We start from the raw sequence: 18,308 nt of genomic DNA, 5'->3' as shown, positions 1-18,308 counted from the left end.
TTTGCCTTCCTGCCGCATTTAATGGACGGCTGCCACTGGGTCCGGTTGTTTTTGCTCCTTGCGGACTTTTTTGTTGGATCGCCAGAGATGGGAGAGCAGCAGCTCCCGGATAAAGGTCATTTCCTTGGGCAGTCGGTCATAGAGTTGGAAAAACAATTCGTCCTGGGAAGCGATTTCCCGTATCCAGAGATCCCGATTGATACTCATTACATTTTCAAAATCATCTTCGCTGAAATCTTCCATGCCCCGCCAGTCAATATGCTCGTATTTGGGAATCCATCCCAGTGGAATCTCCACCCCGACCGAAGCGCCACGGCAACGGCCGACAATCCATTTGAGGATACGCATATTCTCCCCGTAACCCGGCCATAAAAAATTACCTGATTCATCTTTTCTGAACCAGTTAACCGAAAATATGCGCGGTGGCTCAGGAATCTGACGTCCGAAGTTCAGCCAGTGTGCAAAATAATCGCCCATATGATAGCCGGCGAAAGGCAACATGGCAAAGGGATCACGTCGGACTTCACCCAATTTTCCAAAAGCTGCGGCCGTCATTTCCGAGCCCATGGTAGCCGCCATATAAACGCCGAATGACCAGTTAAAGGACTGAAGAATCAACGGAACCACTGCGTCCCGCCGACCGCCGAAAATAAAGGCGGAAACGGGTACGCCTTTGGGGTCGTCAAACCTGGGGTCAATGACCGGACATCGGGCCGCTGACACCGTAAACCGGCCGTTGGGGTGGGCGGCTTTTGTTTCCGATTCCGGCGTCCAGCTATTGCCCTGCCAGTCGATGGCATGCGCTGGGGGGGCGCCGTCCATACCTTCCCACCAGACATCCCCATCATCGGTGAGGGCGACGTTGGTAAATATGGTATGCGACCGGATGGTTTGCATGGCGTTGGGATTGGTGCGGTTATTGGTTCCCGGGGCTACACCGAAAAATCCGGCTTCTGGATTGATTGCATGCAGTTTTCCGTTTTCGTCGGGTTTGATCCAGGCAATATCATCCCCAACAGTGGAAATCTTCCAGCCTTCCTGTCGAAAAGGTGCTGGTGGAATCATCATCGAAAAATTGGTTTTACCACAGGCGGAGGGAAAGGCTGCGCAGACATAATCTTTACGTCCGTCAGGTGATTGCACGCCGACAATCAGCATGTGTTCGGCCAGCCAGTTTTGTTCCCGTGCCAGTGTAGAGGCAATTCTCAGCGCAAAACATTTTTTTCCCAGCAGGGCATTGCCGCCATAGCCTGATCCAAAACTCCAGATCAGTCTTTCTTCAGGAAAGTGGACGATATATTTATCCTTGGGATCCGGTGAACAGGGCCAGGGAATGTCCGGTTCTCCCGGTTCCAGTGGCATACCAACAGAATGCAGGCAATGTACGAATTCACGGTTGCCTAAAGCTTCAAGGGCGCGCGTACCCATACGGGTCATCAGCGACATATTGACGACGACATAGGGAGAATCGGTAATCTGGACGCCAAACTGGGAGATAGGGGATCCAATAGGCCCCATACAAAAAGGAATCACATACATGGTGCGCCCCCGCATACATCCCTCAAAACGGGGCGTTAGAATGGCCTTCATATCCCGGGGTGCCATCCAGTGATTGGTGGGTCCGGCATCCCCTTCCGCCAGGGAACAGATATAGGTGCGGTCCTCTACCCGGGCCACATCGGAGGGGTGCGAACGCGCTAGAAAGGAATGCGGTCTTTTTGCCGGGTTCAGGCGGATCAGGGTGCCGCTTTCCACCATCTGGTCACAGAGATCCTCGTATTCTGCTTCCGAACCATCACACCAATAAACTTCGTCCGGTTCACAAAGGGTGATCATCCGGCTGACCCATTTCTTTAATTCAGGGTTGGTCACCAGGGCAGGTGCATGCTTCATATCAATCGTTTTAACCTCCGGATTTCACTAGCGATCCGGAGCGGATTCAATAATATAACAGATGCCGGCACCTAAACTATATAGCAAAGTATCCATGTTAATATTGGTTTATGTTTCCGGCAGGCAGGGATTAGCTGTCTGTACAGCGAGGATGCAAATGTATTCGGAAAAATCAACCTGACCGGGTGGGTCATTTTGATATTAATTATAAACCCGGTAGATTTCTTTGATAATTTTTGTGTTTCCGATGTGATCATTAGTCAGTACTAAATAAAAGCGTAAGTTTTTTGATGAATCAGTAAAAATAACTAATGTTCGTTATTTTTTGTACACTTCGGATATTGACGGGGTAAGGAAGGGGCAGCCGGACGATAGGACAATCTCCTGCCAGGTACCCACACAGATGCAGTTCAAAGGCTTATTTTTGCCGGAAACGGGCCGCCGTTTCAGATTATTGAAATTTAAACAGGAAACATTTGCAGCATCTTTTTGAGCTGATAGAATATACTGGCAGACATGTTTTTTTAACCGGAAAAGCCGGGACGGGTAAGACGACTTTTTTGAAAGATTTCGTACAAAAAACTTCCAAGAAGCACCTAATCGTCGCGCCCACAGGTATTGCTGCGATTCATGCAGGTGGAACGACCATCCATTCACTGTTCGGGCTGCCGCTGACGAGTTTTGTGCCCACCATGGAATTTACAGACCGCAATCTGGCCATCAATATTCCGCAACTGTTGCCACATTTTAAGTACCGTAAGGACCGACTCAAACTCCTGCGCACCCTGGAGCTGCTGATCATCGATGAAGTTTCCATGTTGCGTTGTGATGTACTGGATATGATGGACCACGCCCTGCGAACTGCCCGCCGGATACCGGAACCTTTTGGAGGGGTACAGCTGCTGTTTATCGGAGACCTGTATCAATTGCCGCCGGTGGTCAAATCGGCGTCTGAAAGCCTCCTGTATCAATATTACCGTTCACCCTTTTTTTTTGAAGCCCAGGTATTGCAGGCAGTAGAGCTGTTGACGGTGACGCTCACGAAAGTATACCGGCAATCGGATCCGGTATTTATCCAAATGCTGAATGCCATTCGGGAAAATGATCTGGATGCAGTGGATTTTGAGGGATTACAGGCCCGGTACCAGCCGGATTTCGACCCCGAGGATTTCTATATTCATCTGGTATCACACAATTATATGGCCGAGGCCATCAATCGGAAAAAATTGGCAGCCCTCGATACCAAAAGCCGGCTTTATCCGGCCCGCATTCAGGGGGATTTTAAACCGGGTTTGTTTCCGAATGAAGAACAACTGGAGCTCAAACCCCAGGCTCAGGTAATGTTTATCAAAAATGACAGTGAGGGTACGAAACGTTTTTTTAATGGCATGCTGGCTACCGTACTGGAATTGGGCGCGGATGAAATTAAAGTCAGGACCCGGGATGAATCGACAGTGTTGAAGATCAGTCGGGAAACCTGGGAACAGAAGAAATACCGGGTAACTGCTGATAATAAGATCGAAGAAGAGGTGATCGGAAGTTTTGAACAGTTTCCTATCAAGCTGGCATGGGCGGTTACCATTCACAAAAGTCAGGGTCTTACTTTTGACAAAGTAATTATTGATGCCGGCCGGTCTTTCACCAGCGGTCAGGTCTATGTCGCCCTCAGTCGATGTCGCACGCTGGAAGGGATCGTTTTGAAATCCCTGATTACGCCGGGAGCGATCCGGACCGATGACCGGATCCGGCAATTTCAGCAGGATACCGCTGCCGGCAATGATATTTCCGGGATTATAGCAACTGAAAAACATGAGTTGGCCCTGCGTAAGCTGCTTCGTTTGCTCGACCCCGGTCTATTACTGGAAGAAGCTGGAAAATGGGAACTGGCCGTCGAAGCAGCCACCAGTTTAAATGATCAGATTACCGCTGCCCGATCTCGGGAAATGAGGGTTCGTCTTGAAGAACTCCATACCGTATTCGAAAAATTCCGGGTTTTTCTGGAGCTGCAATCCAGGCAGGGTGCTGTAGCTGTCAACTGGGATACCATCCTGAACAAAAGCCGGGGAGCTGTTGCCTATTTCTTCGAAAAAATACAGGGAGAAGTACTTACCGTACTCAAAGATGCCCATGGCAGTACCAGGGGTGTAAAGGGGCTGAAAGCTTATAATGTGCAACTGAAAGATTTTACGGAACAGGTAGCCGGCTACCTGAACGCCCTGAAAGAAGCCTGCCTGCTGGAAACCGTCTTGCTTCCGGCCGCGCCGGAAACGATCACTGCCAAAGTTGAGAAAATACCCTCGCATGTTCAGAGTTATCGCCTTTTTGAAGCCGGAAATGATATCGCCGCAATAGCTTCAGAACGACAAATCAGCCCATCGACCGTAATGGGACATCTGGCCATTATGGCGGCCAGTGGTCTGGTTGATATCCGACGCCTGTTTTCCGAAGTGAAAATCGATGCTTTTGAAGCGGTCTTTATGCAACACAAGTGGGAGAAACTCAGTGATTGGAAAAAAGTACTTCCTGATGATTTTGAATTTGCGGAGATTCGCCTGCTCCTGAATCATTTTCGCAATCTTACCATTCGGGTGGCAGGAGGTGATTGAGGGCTTAACCTGAATTAGGGATAGGCAGAATGGTATAGTTTCTTAATTTCGGGGATCAAAATCTTACCTGATGCACCTCCTGAGCCGTTGTTGCCTTATCATGCTTTTTCTTGCCTCCATGTTGTGCAGTCAGGCTCAGGGTGCAGATCCTGAATTCAGACGGGGATGGTTAGTTACTGCAACCCTCCATAATGGCCTGGTAACCGATTTTACCGGTCAGCAACCCGATCTGTATGCGGGCGGATTAGGAATGAATACCCAGTTTGCCGTTGTAGAGCATCTGCTCCGTGTCGGAATAAACGCCGCAGCCGTCTACCAGGGAAAATCTTTTTCGGGACTATTTGGACCCATGGCGGCACTAAAAATAAAGAATTTTAAGGCGGGCGCGTTTGGCACGATCGGCAACATGCATTTACTGCTTGAGGCCAACTGGGGTACCCGTAACGAACAGCTGGCTGGCGGCGGGCTGGGATTCGAAATTTTCAAACTGGCGCATCTGGGACTTACAGCACAGCGGGACTACCGCCATGACAACTGGTGGTTACAGTCATTTATTGCTATTCGATTGAACCGGCCTCAATCGGTGGATGCCGATGATATATATTCAAGGTAGTACAGGCGACCATGCCGGATACACCGGCAGGAAACCTATAAATCAGCGCAACAAACATGATCCAGAAATCAGTCATTATCAGCGGGGGTGGCTCCAAAGGTGCTTTTGCAGTGGGTGTTGTTAAAGACCTCATGAATCTCTATCAACTGGATTTTGAGATACTGGTCGGCACCAGCACCGGTTCGCTAATGGTCCCGCTGATAGCGTTGGGAGAACTGGAGGCGCTGGAACAACTATATACTTCTGTGACCGATGCGGATATCCTGGTAAAATACAATCTGGGGGAACGGCTCAATACGGCTTCGATTTTTACAACCGGTCCGCTGACCAAAAAAATCAATGCGCTGTTCACAGACGATTTTTATGATCGGCTGATACAATCCGGAAAAGCAGTGTATTTGACCACGGTTTGTCTGCAGACCGGACGTTTGGTCGTCTATACCACCGGGCAACATACCGTTTCTGACAGTTACTATGAATTAAGGCCCCTGTTGAATGCAGACCAGTTTCGCAGGGCCGTTCTGGCTTCGGCCAGCCAACCGGTATTTATGCCACCGGTGAAAGTTGATAAATTAATCCCCGGTGCTTCAGATCCTGAATTTCAGTTTGTGGATGGTGGCGTGAGGGAATATGCCGGCATCGGTATTGCCATGGATGCCGGCGCCCGGGAACTTTTCACGATCAGCCTTGCTGCGCGGACCGCTACACCTGTTACCGCGGAATACAGGAGCCTGTTTCAGGTCCTGGAGCAAACGATCGCCATTTTCATTACGGATGTCAGCACCAATGATTTTTATCAGCCCCGGATGTTTAACGAGGGCCTGCGCTATATCCAGCAGGTCAAGGATAAAATGAAAGCGGCGGGGATAACGGAAGCCGCGATTCAGGAATATTTTACAGTAGCCGCAACGCCGGGACCCTATCAGCACCGGCCACCCTGCAAGCTGCACCTGATACAGCCCGAACTGCCTTTGGGTGGCGGCCCGGGTGGTCTGGTATTCAATCCGACGGAAATGACGGCCATGGTCACCAAGGGCCGGCTGGCCCTACAGTCTTATGTAGCACAATTAGAACCTGGTGATACAGATTGGGCCTGAGTTCAGTTAGGTTTCCGGATGCCGAGCGCATCAGCTTTCTGATCCAGAAATTCCAGGGCTGCCGGTCGGTTATTCGCTACAATACCGTCCAGTATCGCTTCTTTCAGACTGTCTTTTAACAAGCCGACCGGTTTGGAGGGTGCCAGCTGGTAACGTTCCATAATTTCCGCGCCGTCTACCGGTGGTTGCCAGTTTCTGATCTCATCTTTTTCCTCGACTTCACGACAGCGCTGCCTTACCAGTTTAAAATTTTCAAGATATCGCCGGACTTTTTGTTTGTTTTTGCTGGTGATGTCTGCTTCACAAAGTGTCATCAGGGCATCAAAGTCATCACCGGCGTCAAAGAGTAAACGCCGGATGGCAGAATCTGTAATATTTTCTTTGGTCAGACTGATGGGTCGCAGGTGCAGTTCCACCAGTTTCTGGACGAAGCGCATTTTCTCATTGCCGGGAAGTTTCAGCTCCCTGAAGATTTTAGGGACCATGCGGCCGCCCAGTGCCTCATGTCCGTGAAAGGTCCAGCCATGCCCTGCTTCAAAACGCTTGGTGGCGGGCTTGGCTATATCATGCAGTACCGCCGCCCAGCGCAACCAGAGATCCCCGGAATTTGCTGCAACATTATCCAGTACTTGCAGGGTATGATAAAAATTGTCTTTATGCCCGTATCCATCCACATATTCAGCGCCGGCGAGGGCTACCATTTTGGGAAATATCAGTTCCAGCAGGCCGGTCCGGTACAGTACATCAAAACCAACCGAGGGACGCGATGACAAAATGATCTTATTGATTTCGTCAGTAATTCTTTCCTGGGAAACAATACGGATCCGTTCTGCCTGTTCAGTGATCGCCAGCAAGGTAGGTGGGGCAATTGTAAAATCCAGCTGGCTGGCGAAACGGATGGCCCGCATCATCCGCAGGGGGTCGTCACTAAATGTCTGTTCGGGTTCCAGGGGGGTGATGATCAATTTTTCTTTCAGGTGCTCAGCGCCTCCAAAAGGATCCACGAGTTGCCCGTAATTGTCGGGATTCAGACTGATTGCCAGTGCATTAATGGTGAAATCCCGGCGTTTCTGATCGTCTTCAATACTGCCTGGTTCCACCTCAGGCTTGCGACTGTTACTACGATAACTTTCTTTTCGGGCACCCACAAATTCCAGGTCAAAGCCCCCAGCACTGCGATCGGCCCCCGTGGCGGCGGCAATGGCCGAAGCGCTGATTTGCGCTGTCCCGAAATTTTTAAAAATATTGACCCGGGGAGCGGGATGCAGCCTTTGGGCTACCGCCTGCGCCAATTCAATGCCATCTCCTTCACAGACGATATCGATATCCTTGGTAGCACGGTTCAGTAGTTTGTCCCGGACAAATCCACCCACCAGGTAGGTCTCCAACCGCAGATCAGCAGCGGCGGCTGCTACTACAGCGATTACCTGTGCTTCCTGTCTATTTAATATAATATCCATATCCATGCGCCGCAAAGATAGCTGAGTTTGATTTTTTACTAAGGGTACCGGCAGGTGAAATCCGTTCTCTCATGTCCGCCAGGATGCCAGTTATGCCCCCGACCGTCTGTGGCGTATGCTTGACATTCGGCGGTTTTGTTTGGGTGTACCCATCCATGCCCCAACAGGATTATTGCAGCAAGGAATTTTCAGGCGAGGGTCTTAAAAGGAGCAGTGCTTTTTGCATATCAGATTTGACAACTGACGTAAATAAGTGATGACTGAATCCGTTTTTTCTTGTTAATTTCAGGTCAGAACGGAGTTCCTGAAACTTAAAAATTATATTCAGATCGAGGGGTCTCCGCAGCGGACAGGGGATACAACAGGTTACAGCGCGGTTATGCCGGAACCCATCAGGTATTTATGTATGAGCTATTTTTCGTTTGATAGCATATTGGCGTATCGCAAACTTCCTGCTTCTATCAGATGGCTGGGACTGATTCTTTTGATCCTTATCACTGCGTCCGACGGGTTTTCCCAAAACCCGCAGTCGTTCGATTCTGCGAGGATTGTCAGGATTTTCGGGCAGATTACTGAATTAAAGAAAGGATCAAAACAACAGGCGCTGGGGATGGCGCAACAGGCGCTGGCCCTGAGTCAAAGCAAACGACTGCCTAAGTTGACAGCCCGGGCAGCACTGTATATGGCGGACCTGCTATTGGATGAGAAGGAGGGGGCCGTGGTAATGACCCATAACAATGAGGCGCTGAAAATTGCTTTGATGCAGAAAGATCGCTTTTTGACCGCACTGGCCTACCTGCAGTCGGGACAATATTACAGAACAAATCTTCAATATGAGGAAGCCGAAAGCAACTTTGCCAAAGCGCTGAAAATTGGTTTTCCCTCAGATCAACCTGCCTACCAGGGTACCCTATACGTGGAAACGGGCTTTGTATACAGTAAACTGCACAGGATGGAAATGGCCGCCGACTATTATATGCGTGCGATCAGTCTATATGACAAAGTCGGGAATCTTCTGCCAAAGAAAGCGCAAGCGCTCAGTAATCTGAGTGCGGTATACTGGGAGACCCGGGCTCCGGAGAAAGCACTCACCTATATCAAGGAAGCGGTGGCGATACGAGAGACATTGAATGACCGAAAAGGGCTGATCTATACCTATATGAATATTTCTGTGATGTACCGTCCTATTTCACTGGATTCAGCTGCCCGGTATGCAAAACTATCCGTGGATTACGCCCGCCAGGAAGGTGAGCAGATGAGTCAGGCAAAGGGGTTGGCCAACCTTTCTATGCTCTACAGACAGAAAAATGAACTGGATGCCGCGCTGGAAAGCATCCTTGAGGCGGTACATCTTACTGATACGCTGCACAATCGGGCAGAATGGGCGCGGTATATGTTTACGGCGGCCGGTGTATACGGGGCACTACAGGACAACCTGAAGGCGGAATCCTGGTATAACCATGCTGAACAAGTCCTGCTGGAACTGAATGACAAGTCAGGACTTGAAATTTTCTACCGGTCAAGGTATCGGTATTACCAGGATCAGGCTGATTACAAAAATGCATTCCGGGACGTTCAGAAATCGCAAGCCTACCGTGACAGTCTGAATCTGGAGCGAACTAAACTCAGTATTGCGGAACTGGAGAAAAAATATGAAACCCAAAAAAAGGACAATGAAATATTTCAACTACAGACCAGCCAAAAGATCAGCCGGTTGCAGATTGAGAAGCAACAGGCTCTAATTTCCGGTAAGATTGCTGAAGCGGGACGTAAACAGGATCAGATAAATATGCTGGCTAAGGAACAGGCCCTGAGGAAACTGGAATTAAAAACGCAACAGGAGGCCCTGGAGAAGCAGCGCCTACTCACCCGAAATGAACGACAGCAGGTGCAGCTGATCACCCAGCAGAAGCAGTTTGCGGATCAGCAGATCGCTACCCAGAAACAGCTACTCGCTACCCAACGTCAATTGAGAAATTTTATTATTGCTGCAGTGTTGCTGCTGCTGCTGACCGGATTCGTACTGTTCAACAGGTATCAACTGAAGAAGAAAGTGGAGCAACAACAGGCATTATTATCAGTTCGTAATAATATTGCCAGAAACCTGCATGATGAGATCGGATCTACCCTTACCAGTATTAAAATACTTTCAGAACTTTCTCATCGCAACCTGCAACAGGACCATGCTAAAGCCGGATTGTTTATGGAAAAAATTACGGAACAGTCTGCTGCCATGCAACAGGGCATGAGTGATATTGTCTGGGCCATATCACCGGACAATGACCGAATAGATGACTTGCTGGTCCGAATGCGGGAATTTACAAGTCACACATTGGAGCCAAAAGAAATTGAAACCCTGTTTTTTGTCGAAGACGATATGGTGCAGGAGCGGATTGGCATGCACCAGCGTAAGGATATTTTTATGATCTTTAAAGAGGCAGTAAATAATGCGGCAAAATATGCAGCAGCCAGCCGGGTAGAAATCATCCTGACATTTCGCGATGGTCGGTTTTGCATGCAGATTCGTGATAATGGAAAGGGATTCGAACCGGAGCGAACGGGCAGCTCCAGCGGATTGAAGAATATGCAGGCCCGGGCGCAAAATCTGGGTGGACATTGTGTGATTCAGTCAGCACCGGGACAGGGAACCTCCGTGAGCGTGAATCTGCCGGCTACATCATAATGTAGCGGGTGAACCAATTTTGAAAATTTAACTTGCAGTAATGGCAGTAAGAGTCTTATTATATGATGATAACGAAGCTTTGCGAATGAGCATCGAGGCATTGATTGACGAGCAGCCGGACCTGGAATTTATTGCGGCAATGCCAAATGCAGAGACCATCGACGCGGATATCCCCGCTTTCAAACCCGATGTGGTACTGATGGATATAGATATGCCTGTGGTCAACGGCGTGGAAGCGGTTCGCTGCATCAATCGCATCAACAGCAGTTTGCCCGTAATTATGCTCACGGTGTTCGATGACAATGAACATATTTTTGACGCCATTTGCGCCGGTGCCGACGGATATATTTTAAAAAGATATGCCACTACGGAAATACCCGCAGCAATCCGGGATGTGATGACAGGAGGCGCCCCGATGACGGGTAGTATCGCCCGCAGGGTACTGCAGATGGTGCGGCCGGAGGCAACTTCCCCTGCAGAAAATTTTAAGCTCTCTACCCGTGAATCCGAGATTCTGGGATTTCTGGTGAATGGCTATAGTTATAAGATGATTGCAGCAGCCCTCGGCATCTCCATGGATACCGTACGCTTTCATATAAAAAAGATATACGATAAACTCCACGTGCATTCCGCTACAGAGGCGGTTACCAAAGCTATCCGTAACAAACTGATAAACTAATCCTGCGGTTTTTACTATCTCGAACGCGTAATCTTCTCCTTTTTTTAAGTATTCGACAAAGCGACTACCCAATGATGTAGTTGTTGCCGCTCGCTGGTCGGGGTATTTTTGATATGATGATTCGCAAAACGGATATACCGATGGAAGTAGCATGCGTTCCGTAGTGCCATCATCGTTGTACAGCCTTTCCTGCTGCTCCTGGAGCACGGGTGGTGGTACTGACCCTGAGTTTTAGGGTAGGTTTCTATAGATCCAGGCTCCACTAACTATTAAAATCTGTAAAATGAAAACTGTATTTTATCTGGTATTGATGATGGCCGTAGCCCTGATTTCCTGTAAGAAAAGCAAGGATGATAGTAATCCGCCACCGCAGGTCCTGCTGGCAAGAGTATCCAGCCCTGGTACCTTTACAACCTACGAATACAATAACCAGGGTCAGGTGATTGCTAGTAAGTCTTATTTTGAGACAAGTCCTGCTAATAATTATAGCGCTACTAACTTGTATGATGCCAGCGGTCGACTTTCGAATTGGGATATCAAACGCGACGATCCGGGCTTGCCGCTTACCCGGCTCAGTTATAAGTACAACAATAGCAATCAGCTGATCCTGACGGAGACTTTTCTGATAACCGGTTTGTCGATGATACTGACCAATAAGGTGGTTCTAACTTACAGTCCGGGTAAAATTGCTGTTACCCAGACAGACTATCCATCCGAAACCCAGTATTTAAAGGCTGAATATTTTACAGATGAAAACAAGAACCTGGCTAAATTGATTGACTACCAGAGCGATGGTTCCGTAAGTATGATTACCGAATATGATAGTTATGACGACAAACCGAATGCAATCACCTCTATTCCGGCCACCAGTATTTTCCGAAGTCGCAATAATAGCCTTTCCATGAAAAGGACGGATTTATTGAGTGGGAGTACTTCAGAACGGATCTATACTTATACGTATAATGAAAGCGGTTATCCTGTCGAGCGTGCCACTTCCGGGACGGCTTCTACCACCATCTACGAGTATATACTACGGTAATTCATCTTCTCCCGCGCAGCGCGTGTATCCCGATTTAATTAATAGCTTAAAATAGAAAACATGAAGACAATTGTATGGGTCCTACTGGGGCTGATGCTGGCGCAACAGCAACTGCATGCCCAACTGATCGATCCAAAGCGGCGTGCCAGGCAGGCTGCGGAAAACAGGGTGAACCGTCGTGTGGACGAGGGAATAGATAAGGGGCTGGATAAAATTGAAGAAGGCATTGGTGGGATATTTCGTAAGAAGAAAGGCCGGTCGGAAAAAGGGCGTCCAGCTGAAATTCCAGCGGCATCCTCCGGGTCGGGCGGCTCCGATCGGGGAAATGGTGCGCTGTCTCAGGGCACTGATTTTGTTCCAGGCAACCGGTTGATTTTCTCGGACGATTTTTCGGGCGTAGCAAAAGGGGATTTTCCCGTCCAATGGAATACCAACGGATCCGGCGCGGTAGTAACCATCGAAGGACAGGAGGGGCGGTGGCTGAGTGTGGTACACAATACGGTGATCCAGCCAGTCCTGGGACAACCCCTGCCCGAACATGCGACCATTGAGTTTGATTTATTCCTGAAAGCGGGGGGGCAGCAATCCACGCCTTTTATTCAGTTCGGCCTGGCACCCGTTAGTGACATTTTAAAAGAGAATATCTTTTATGCTAACCGCTTTTTTATCAACCTGAACCGGTATGCCGAGTCAGACGGACAAACCCTGGAATACGGACTGAAAAATGACGTGCTGGGCAATAAGAACGATTTCCCGTTAACGAGGTACCGGAACCGGGTGCTGCATGTGGCTATCGCATTGAATGGCACCCGTATCCGTCTCTATCTCGATCAGCAGAAGATCATTGATCTGCCCAGAGCACTTTCTAAAGATATGTATCGCAGTTTTTTTCTGAATAATAACCAGGTTATTCCGGCTTCGGAAATACCGATGCTTATTGGAAATTTCCGCATTGCAGCAACAGAACAGGATGCCCGCAGTAAGTTGGCTGATCAACTCATAAAAGAAGGAGTCGCCAGCACTACCGAAATACGTTTTGACGTAAACAGTGATATAATTCGTCCGGAGTCTCATCCCGTCATCAACGAAATAGGGGCTGCATTAGTCGCCCATCCGGCACTGAAAATTCGCATTACAGGTCATACAGATGGAGATGGAACTGCGGCAGCCAATCTCGAATTATCCCGCCGGCGGGCAGCAGCGGTAAAATCATATCTGACAGAAAACTATCCCGTTGCGGGTTCCAGCATTCAGACAGAAGGGCTGGGGGAAAATCGTCCGGTGGCTTCCAATGCAACCGAATCCGGAAAAGCACAAAACCGGCGTGTGGAGTTTCGAAAACTATAGGGAAGCCGGCTTTGGCATCCGGCAGGAATTGAAAAGTATACCACTCCGGAAACCGTTATTCCTACACAGTATCAGGGACGAATAATTTCTACGGATCCGTTTTTCCACCGAATGATCGAGGAGGGGGCTGCCGGACTGATATCTTCCTGCCGGTAGCGAACAATATAGTCTACACCTTCCTTTATGGCTGGAGCTACTGCTTCGTAATCTGGCGCCGCCGGCGTTCCGGAAATATTAGCGGACGTAGAAACGATGGGTTTGCCCAGTCTTTTGATCAGGGCCCTGCAAAATGCATCCCTGCAGATCCTGATCGCTATACTGCCGTCTTCGGCCAGCAGGTTATCTGCAAACCCGAGTCCGTTTTCGTAAATGACGGTAGTGGGCCGTTCGAGATCCTGCAGATAGTCGAATAAACTGAGATCGACAGCTGCGGTATGCTGCATGACCTGACGCTCGTCGGCAACCAGTACCAGCAGCGCTTTGGAATCGTCTCTTTTTTTTAAGTCGTAGACTTTTTCGACCGCCGCCGGATTGGTGGCATCGCAACCGATTCCCCACACGGTGTCTGTGGGATAAAGAATGGTGCCGCCGGTGGTTAAAACCCTGGTAGCTGTCTTGATATCTGCTTCAAATTCCATGGTGATGACTTAATTGATTCCCGCTTCTATGTCAAGGCAGCAGGGATTGGTAGATGTTCATTACAGATTGCACATAAGTTTCGGGCGCAAACCGCCGGGCATTTTCCAGTCCTTTGTCAATAAGGTCCTGGCGAAAATTCCGGTCATTGAAGACCCGGTGGAGACCGGTTGCGATACTTGTAGGATCTGCAGGGTCTATATAAACGGCCGCATTGCCGCCGATTTCGGGCATGCAGGAACAGTTGGAAGTGATCACGGGTACACCACTGCTCATGGCCTCAACGATCGGGATACCGAAACCTTCATAAAAAGAAGGGTAGACCAAGGCTTCAGATAACTGATAGATGACCGGCAGGTCCGCCGCCTGAATAAAAGGTTTTTTTCCCGCCGTCTTCAGTGCATCCGCCAGAAAAATCACCTGCTGGTCCAGGCCCCGGGACTTCAGATATTGCTGTATTTTTTCCTTGTAACTTCTTCCTTTGCCGATAACCACCAGGGGCAGGGGTAGTGCGGATCCCAACTCACCAAGGGCTTTACAGAGATTGAGCAGGTTTTTACGTTCGATAATACTGCCCACATAGAGAAAGAACTGCTCCGGAAGTCCGTAACGGGTGCGAATTGCCTGCCGGCTGGCTTCGCTTGCGGGTAGTTGAAAGCGGGGGTCACAACTCTGATAAGCTACGGCTATTTTTTCCGGTTGGATGCCATAGAGGTCGATGATATCGGCCTTCGTCGTTTCACTGATAGCCATGATGCGGTTGGCATTGCGACAGGCATAACGCGTCTTGGTACGGTATATACGAACGTCCAGGGCCTTAAAATCTTCGGGATGAAGTTCGGCAAACAGATCGTGAATCGTTACTACTGAAGGAATGCCGCTGGCCGGAAGTCCGACGGGAATTTCATGGCTGGTGCCATGATAGAGGTCGATCTGTTGCTGCTGCAAATCAGCTACTACCCATTTGCTCCGCCAGGCACTGCTGAGCAGCTTGTGCAGTTTTTTCGCGGGGCGGATTTCCTGAACCTGAGGGAACCGGGGTTGGTATCGGTTGCCGGGTTTGGGATTAAACAGGTAGTATTGATGTTGCGGATAATGCGTGGCCAGTAGATCCACCAGCACTCTGTTGAAAACGCCCAAACCGGTGCCATTATGAAATGCCCTTTTTGCGTCCAACCCGATTTTCATCTCTAATTGTTTTAATATTGAATAGCCGGCCCCTCAGTCCTGTTTGATGTCCCTCATCCAGGTATTCCAGGGAACGGTCTGGTACTGCGTACCGACAGTTTAAAGGCTTACTGCCAGGTTCCAACCTATACAAAACCACCCGCCGACGATAAATCCATGCGGCAAAGATAGCTATTGCGCCCAGACCTTTGTCCTATGGAAGCGCGGTCCTATCTTTGTCCCCACTTAAAATCAAACGAATCAAACAATATGCAGGAATTAATCGCGCAGGCCTGGGCCGATCGGAACTTATTGAAAGAACAGCAATTCAGTGATGCTGTCAGAGAAGTGATTGAAGCCCTCGATAAGGGGAAATTAAGGGTAGCAGAAGCGCAGGGAGGTAAATGGCAGGTAAATGAGTGGGTAAAACAGGCCATCCTGTTGTATTTCGCGATCCAGCCGATGAAGACATGGGATGTGGCGCCATTTGAGTTTTATGATAAGATGTTGCTGAAAAAGGATTATGAAAAGCAGGGCGTACGTGCTGTTCCTCATGCAGTTGCCCGTTATGGAGCTTTTTTGGGTAAAAATGTCGTTTTGATGCCTTCTTATGTCAATATCGGCGCTTATGTCGATGAAGGTACAATGGTAGATACATGGGCAACTGTTGGTAGTTGCGCCCAGATTGGAAAGAATGTGCACCTGAGCGGCGGCGTAGGCATCGGTGGCGTACTGGAGCCCTTGCAGGCCAGCCCGGTTATTATTGAAGACGGTTGTTTTCTGGGAAGCCGGTCCATTGTCGTAGAAGGTGTCATCGTGGAGAAGGAAGCCGTTTTGGGCGCCAATGTCGTGCTGACCAAGAGCACCCGGATCATTGATGTCAGCCATACTGTCGCCATAGAATCCAAAGGTCGTATTCCTGCCCGCAGCGTGGTTATTCCGGGTACCTATACCAAGAAGTTCCCGGCTGGCTCCTACCAGGTGCCCTGCGCACTCATTATCGGAAAGCGGAAGCCATCCACAGATCTGAAGACCAGTCTGAATGACGCCCTGCGCGATTTTAAAGTCAGTGTATAACAAGCCAGGTTGCCGGGTCTTTTAAAACAGGAATGCACATGAAAGCGATTGTCTACAAATCAACCGGCAGCTGGTATACAGTAAAGGACCAGGAAGGTCGTTTTTATAATGCCCGGATAAAAGGGGTCTTTAAGATCGACGGGATCACCAGCACCAATCCGCTGGCCGTGGGCGATGAAGTGGAAATAGCAACGGAATCCACCCAGGAGCAAACAGCTGTTATAACCAGGATACTGCCCCGACGCAACTATATCAACCGGCAATCACCCCGTTTCCGCCATCAGCAGCACATTATTGCAGCCAATATTGACCAGTCCCTGCTGATTGCCACCTTAAAGGAACCGCGAACTTCCCAGGGTTTCATCGATCGCTTTCTGGTGGTATGTGAAATGTACCATGTACCGGCCATTATCATTTTCAATAAGCAGGATTTATACCGTGAGAAGGAAAGGAGTAAACTGCAGACCTGGACTGAAATGTATACCGATATCGGCTATCGGGTCCTGCCCCTGAGTGTCACGGAAGCCCGGGGCACGGACGAAATCCGTCAAATAATGAAAGGGCGGACTTCTCTGCTCAGCGGCCACAGTGGCGTAGGAAAGTCCACGTTGATCAACGCCGTCCTACCCAATGCAGCCCTCAAAACCCAGGATGTCAGCGGTTGGAGTGGCAAGGGGATGCATACGACCACTTTTGCAACCATGTATGATCTGCCGGAGGGTGGAAAATTGATCGACACACCAGGGATCCGGGAATTGTCGGTCACCGGCCTGGATAAGGAAGAATTATCCCATTACTTTCCGGAAATGCGCAGCAGACTCACGGCTTGCCGCTATAATAACTGTCTGCATATTAATGAACCCGATTGTGCGGTCAAGCAAGCCGTAATTGACGGCGAAATAACAGAAGATCGCTATGTAAGTTATGTGAATATCCTGGACTCTATGGAAGATAAACCTTACTAGGATCTCCAGGATTTTTTTTAATTATAGAAACGAGCAATTCAATGAAAATCAGCATCCAACTTTTTCTTGGTATCGTCTTTTTATTGTGCTTCCTGACCTCCTTTGGACAACGGGTCATTGTTATTGGTTTTGATGGTTTTAGTGCCGAGGGCTATAAAGCGGTCGCCCATCCTAATATCGACCGGTTGGTGAGCAATGGAGTGCTCTCTCTTAGTACCCGCCCGGTAATGCCTTCCGTTACCTTACCTAATTGGACCAGCCATCTTACTGGTTCGGGTCCGGAGGAACATGGCGTGGTAAATAATGGCTGGACAGTGGATAAAAAAGTACTGAAACCATTAGATGCTGATGCGGAAGGTTATTATCCCTCTATATTTAAAGTATTAAAAGAACAGCCAAAGCCGGTAAAGACCGCTTTCTACTATAATTGGGCCGAACTGATCAATTCCATGAATAAAAAGTATTTTGACGATCTGTTTTTTCAATACCAGGACCGGTTCGACAGCCTGTATAATCGGGCATATAATTTTATCCTGGCGAATAAGGAGCAACCCCAACTCGTCTTTTTGTATAGCGTGCATACCGATCATGCCGGTCATCATTTTGGCTGGATGTCCTCCCCGTATAAAGCAGCCATCGTATCCGCCGATAGCGCCGTTGGCGCTTTAATACATAAATTGAAAGATGCCGGTCTTTATGAGGATACCTATTTTCTTCTCATCACCGATCATGGCGGTATCGAGAAAGGACACGGTGGCGTCAGTATGCAGGAAATGCAGATTCCCTGGGCGATAACCGGGCCGGGCATCAATAAAAAGGGACTTCAGGGATTTTTTAACAGTAATAAGAATACGTCAGCCGTACTGGCCCGGATATTTGGTGTCGAACAATTGCCCCCTTCATGGACAGGGGTAGTGCCGGATGGTATTTTTCAGCGCTGACGCTGCATCCTCGGATAAACCACGCTCGGTCAGTGCAACCCTGTCGCCACCCGCCGGAACAAAAAAATAAGTACTTTTAAGTCCTGTCCCCTTTGATGCATCAGA

14 protein-coding genes are annotated in these 18,308 nt (G+C 49.0%); 10 read left to right on the top strand and 4 right to left on the bottom strand.

The window, feature by feature from the left end; translation table 11 throughout:
- Nucleotides 1-18: 18 nt before the first annotated feature.
- Nucleotides 19-1,893: a phosphoenolpyruvate carboxykinase (GTP) gene (locus ACYVI9_RS00740; protein WP_460759309.1), complete on the bottom strand. Its 1,875-nt coding sequence runs from the start codon at nucleotides 1,891-1,893 to the stop codon at nucleotides 19-21.
- A gap of 476 nt (nucleotides 1,894-2,369) precedes the next feature.
- Here ACYVI9_RS00740 and ACYVI9_RS00735 point away from each other — a divergent pair, with 476 nt between their 5' ends.
- From ACYVI9_RS00735 to ACYVI9_RS00725, 3 genes are all read left to right on the top strand, one after another.
- The gene (locus ACYVI9_RS00735) at nucleotides 2,370-4,499 is read left to right on the top strand and encodes a helix-turn-helix domain-containing protein (RefSeq protein WP_460759306.1); all 2,130 of its coding nucleotides are present in this window, start codon (nucleotides 2,370-2,372) and stop codon (nucleotides 4,497-4,499) included.
- A gap of 70 nt (nucleotides 4,500-4,569) precedes the next feature.
- Nucleotides 4,570-5,112: a hypothetical protein gene (locus ACYVI9_RS00730; RefSeq protein ID WP_460759304.1), complete on the top strand. Its 543-nt coding sequence runs from the start codon at nucleotides 4,570-4,572 to the stop codon at nucleotides 5,110-5,112.
- A 56-nt stretch (nucleotides 5,113-5,168) separates the two neighbouring features.
- Nucleotides 5,169-6,209, top strand: coding sequence for a patatin-like phospholipase family protein (locus ACYVI9_RS00725; RefSeq protein ID WP_460759301.1), 1,041 nt, complete (start codon nucleotides 5,169-5,171; stop codon nucleotides 6,207-6,209).
- Nucleotides 6,210-6,211: 2 nt separating this feature from the next.
- Here ACYVI9_RS00725 and ACYVI9_RS00720 read toward each other — a convergent pair whose 3' ends face one another.
- Nucleotides 6,212-7,669, bottom strand: a complete 1,458-nt coding sequence (locus tag ACYVI9_RS00720) for a CCA tRNA nucleotidyltransferase (RefSeq protein ID WP_460759299.1) — start codon at nucleotides 7,667-7,669, stop codon at nucleotides 6,212-6,214.
- 610 nt (nucleotides 7,670-8,279) lie between these two features.
- Here ACYVI9_RS00720 and ACYVI9_RS00715 point away from each other — a divergent pair.
- The 4 genes from ACYVI9_RS00715 to ACYVI9_RS00700 all read left to right on the top strand — a co-directional run bounded on the left by ACYVI9_RS00715 (nucleotide 8,280) and on the right by ACYVI9_RS00700 (nucleotide 13,417).
- Nucleotides 8,280-10,352: a sensor histidine kinase gene (locus tag ACYVI9_RS00715; protein ID WP_460759296.1), complete on the top strand. Its 2,073-nt coding sequence runs from the start codon at nucleotides 8,280-8,282 to the stop codon at nucleotides 10,350-10,352.
- A 40-nt stretch (nucleotides 10,353-10,392) separates the two neighbouring features.
- Complete coding sequence (locus ACYVI9_RS00710) at nucleotides 10,393-11,031, top strand: response regulator (protein WP_460759294.1); 639 nt, start codon at nucleotides 10,393-10,395, stop codon at nucleotides 11,029-11,031.
- A gap of 283 nt (nucleotides 11,032-11,314) precedes the next feature.
- Nucleotides 11,315-12,070 (top strand): hypothetical protein, encoded by a 756-nt coding sequence (locus tag ACYVI9_RS00705; RefSeq protein WP_460759291.1) that lies wholly within the window; start codon nucleotides 11,315-11,317, stop codon nucleotides 12,068-12,070.
- 60 nt (nucleotides 12,071-12,130) lie between these two features.
- Nucleotides 12,131-13,417 (top strand): OmpA family protein, encoded by a 1,287-nt coding sequence (locus ACYVI9_RS00700; RefSeq protein ID WP_460759289.1) that lies wholly within the window; start codon nucleotides 12,131-12,133, stop codon nucleotides 13,415-13,417.
- A gap of 71 nt (nucleotides 13,418-13,488) precedes the next feature.
- Here ACYVI9_RS00700 and ACYVI9_RS00695 read toward each other — a convergent pair whose 3' ends face one another.
- On the bottom strand, nucleotides 13,489-14,055 hold the full coding sequence (locus tag ACYVI9_RS00695; protein ID WP_460759286.1) for an L-threonylcarbamoyladenylate synthase: 567 nt from the start codon (nucleotides 14,053-14,055) through the stop codon (nucleotides 13,489-13,491).
- Between the two features lie 31 nt (nucleotides 14,056-14,086).
- Nucleotides 14,087-15,241 (bottom strand): glycosyltransferase family 4 protein, encoded by a 1,155-nt coding sequence (locus ACYVI9_RS00690; protein ID WP_460759284.1) that lies wholly within the window; start codon nucleotides 15,239-15,241, stop codon nucleotides 14,087-14,089.
- A 249-nt stretch (nucleotides 15,242-15,490) separates the two neighbouring features.
- Between ACYVI9_RS00690 and ACYVI9_RS00685 the strand changes: the two genes are divergently transcribed.
- The 3 genes from ACYVI9_RS00685 to ACYVI9_RS00675 are packed head-to-tail and all read left to right on the top strand — an operon-like array spanning nucleotide 15,491 to nucleotide 18,203.
- On the top strand, nucleotides 15,491-16,297 hold the full coding sequence (locus tag ACYVI9_RS00685) for a 2,3,4,5-tetrahydropyridine-2,6-dicarboxylate N-succinyltransferase (protein WP_460759281.1): 807 nt from the start codon (nucleotides 15,491-15,493) through the stop codon (nucleotides 16,295-16,297).
- A gap of 38 nt (nucleotides 16,298-16,335) precedes the next feature.
- Nucleotides 16,336-17,262 (top strand): ribosome small subunit-dependent GTPase A, encoded by a 927-nt coding sequence (gene rsgA, locus ACYVI9_RS00680; protein ID WP_460759278.1) that lies wholly within the window; start codon nucleotides 16,336-16,338, stop codon nucleotides 17,260-17,262.
- Between the two features lie 41 nt (nucleotides 17,263-17,303).
- On the top strand, nucleotides 17,304-18,203 hold the full coding sequence (locus tag ACYVI9_RS00675) for an alkaline phosphatase family protein (RefSeq protein WP_460759275.1): 900 nt from the start codon (nucleotides 17,304-17,306) through the stop codon (nucleotides 18,201-18,203).
- Nucleotides 18,204-18,308: the final 105 nt, after the last annotated feature.

The sequence above is a fragment of the Niabella terrae genome (assembly GCF_054783135.1).
This window is presented reverse-complemented; position numbering and strand designations above follow the sequence as displayed.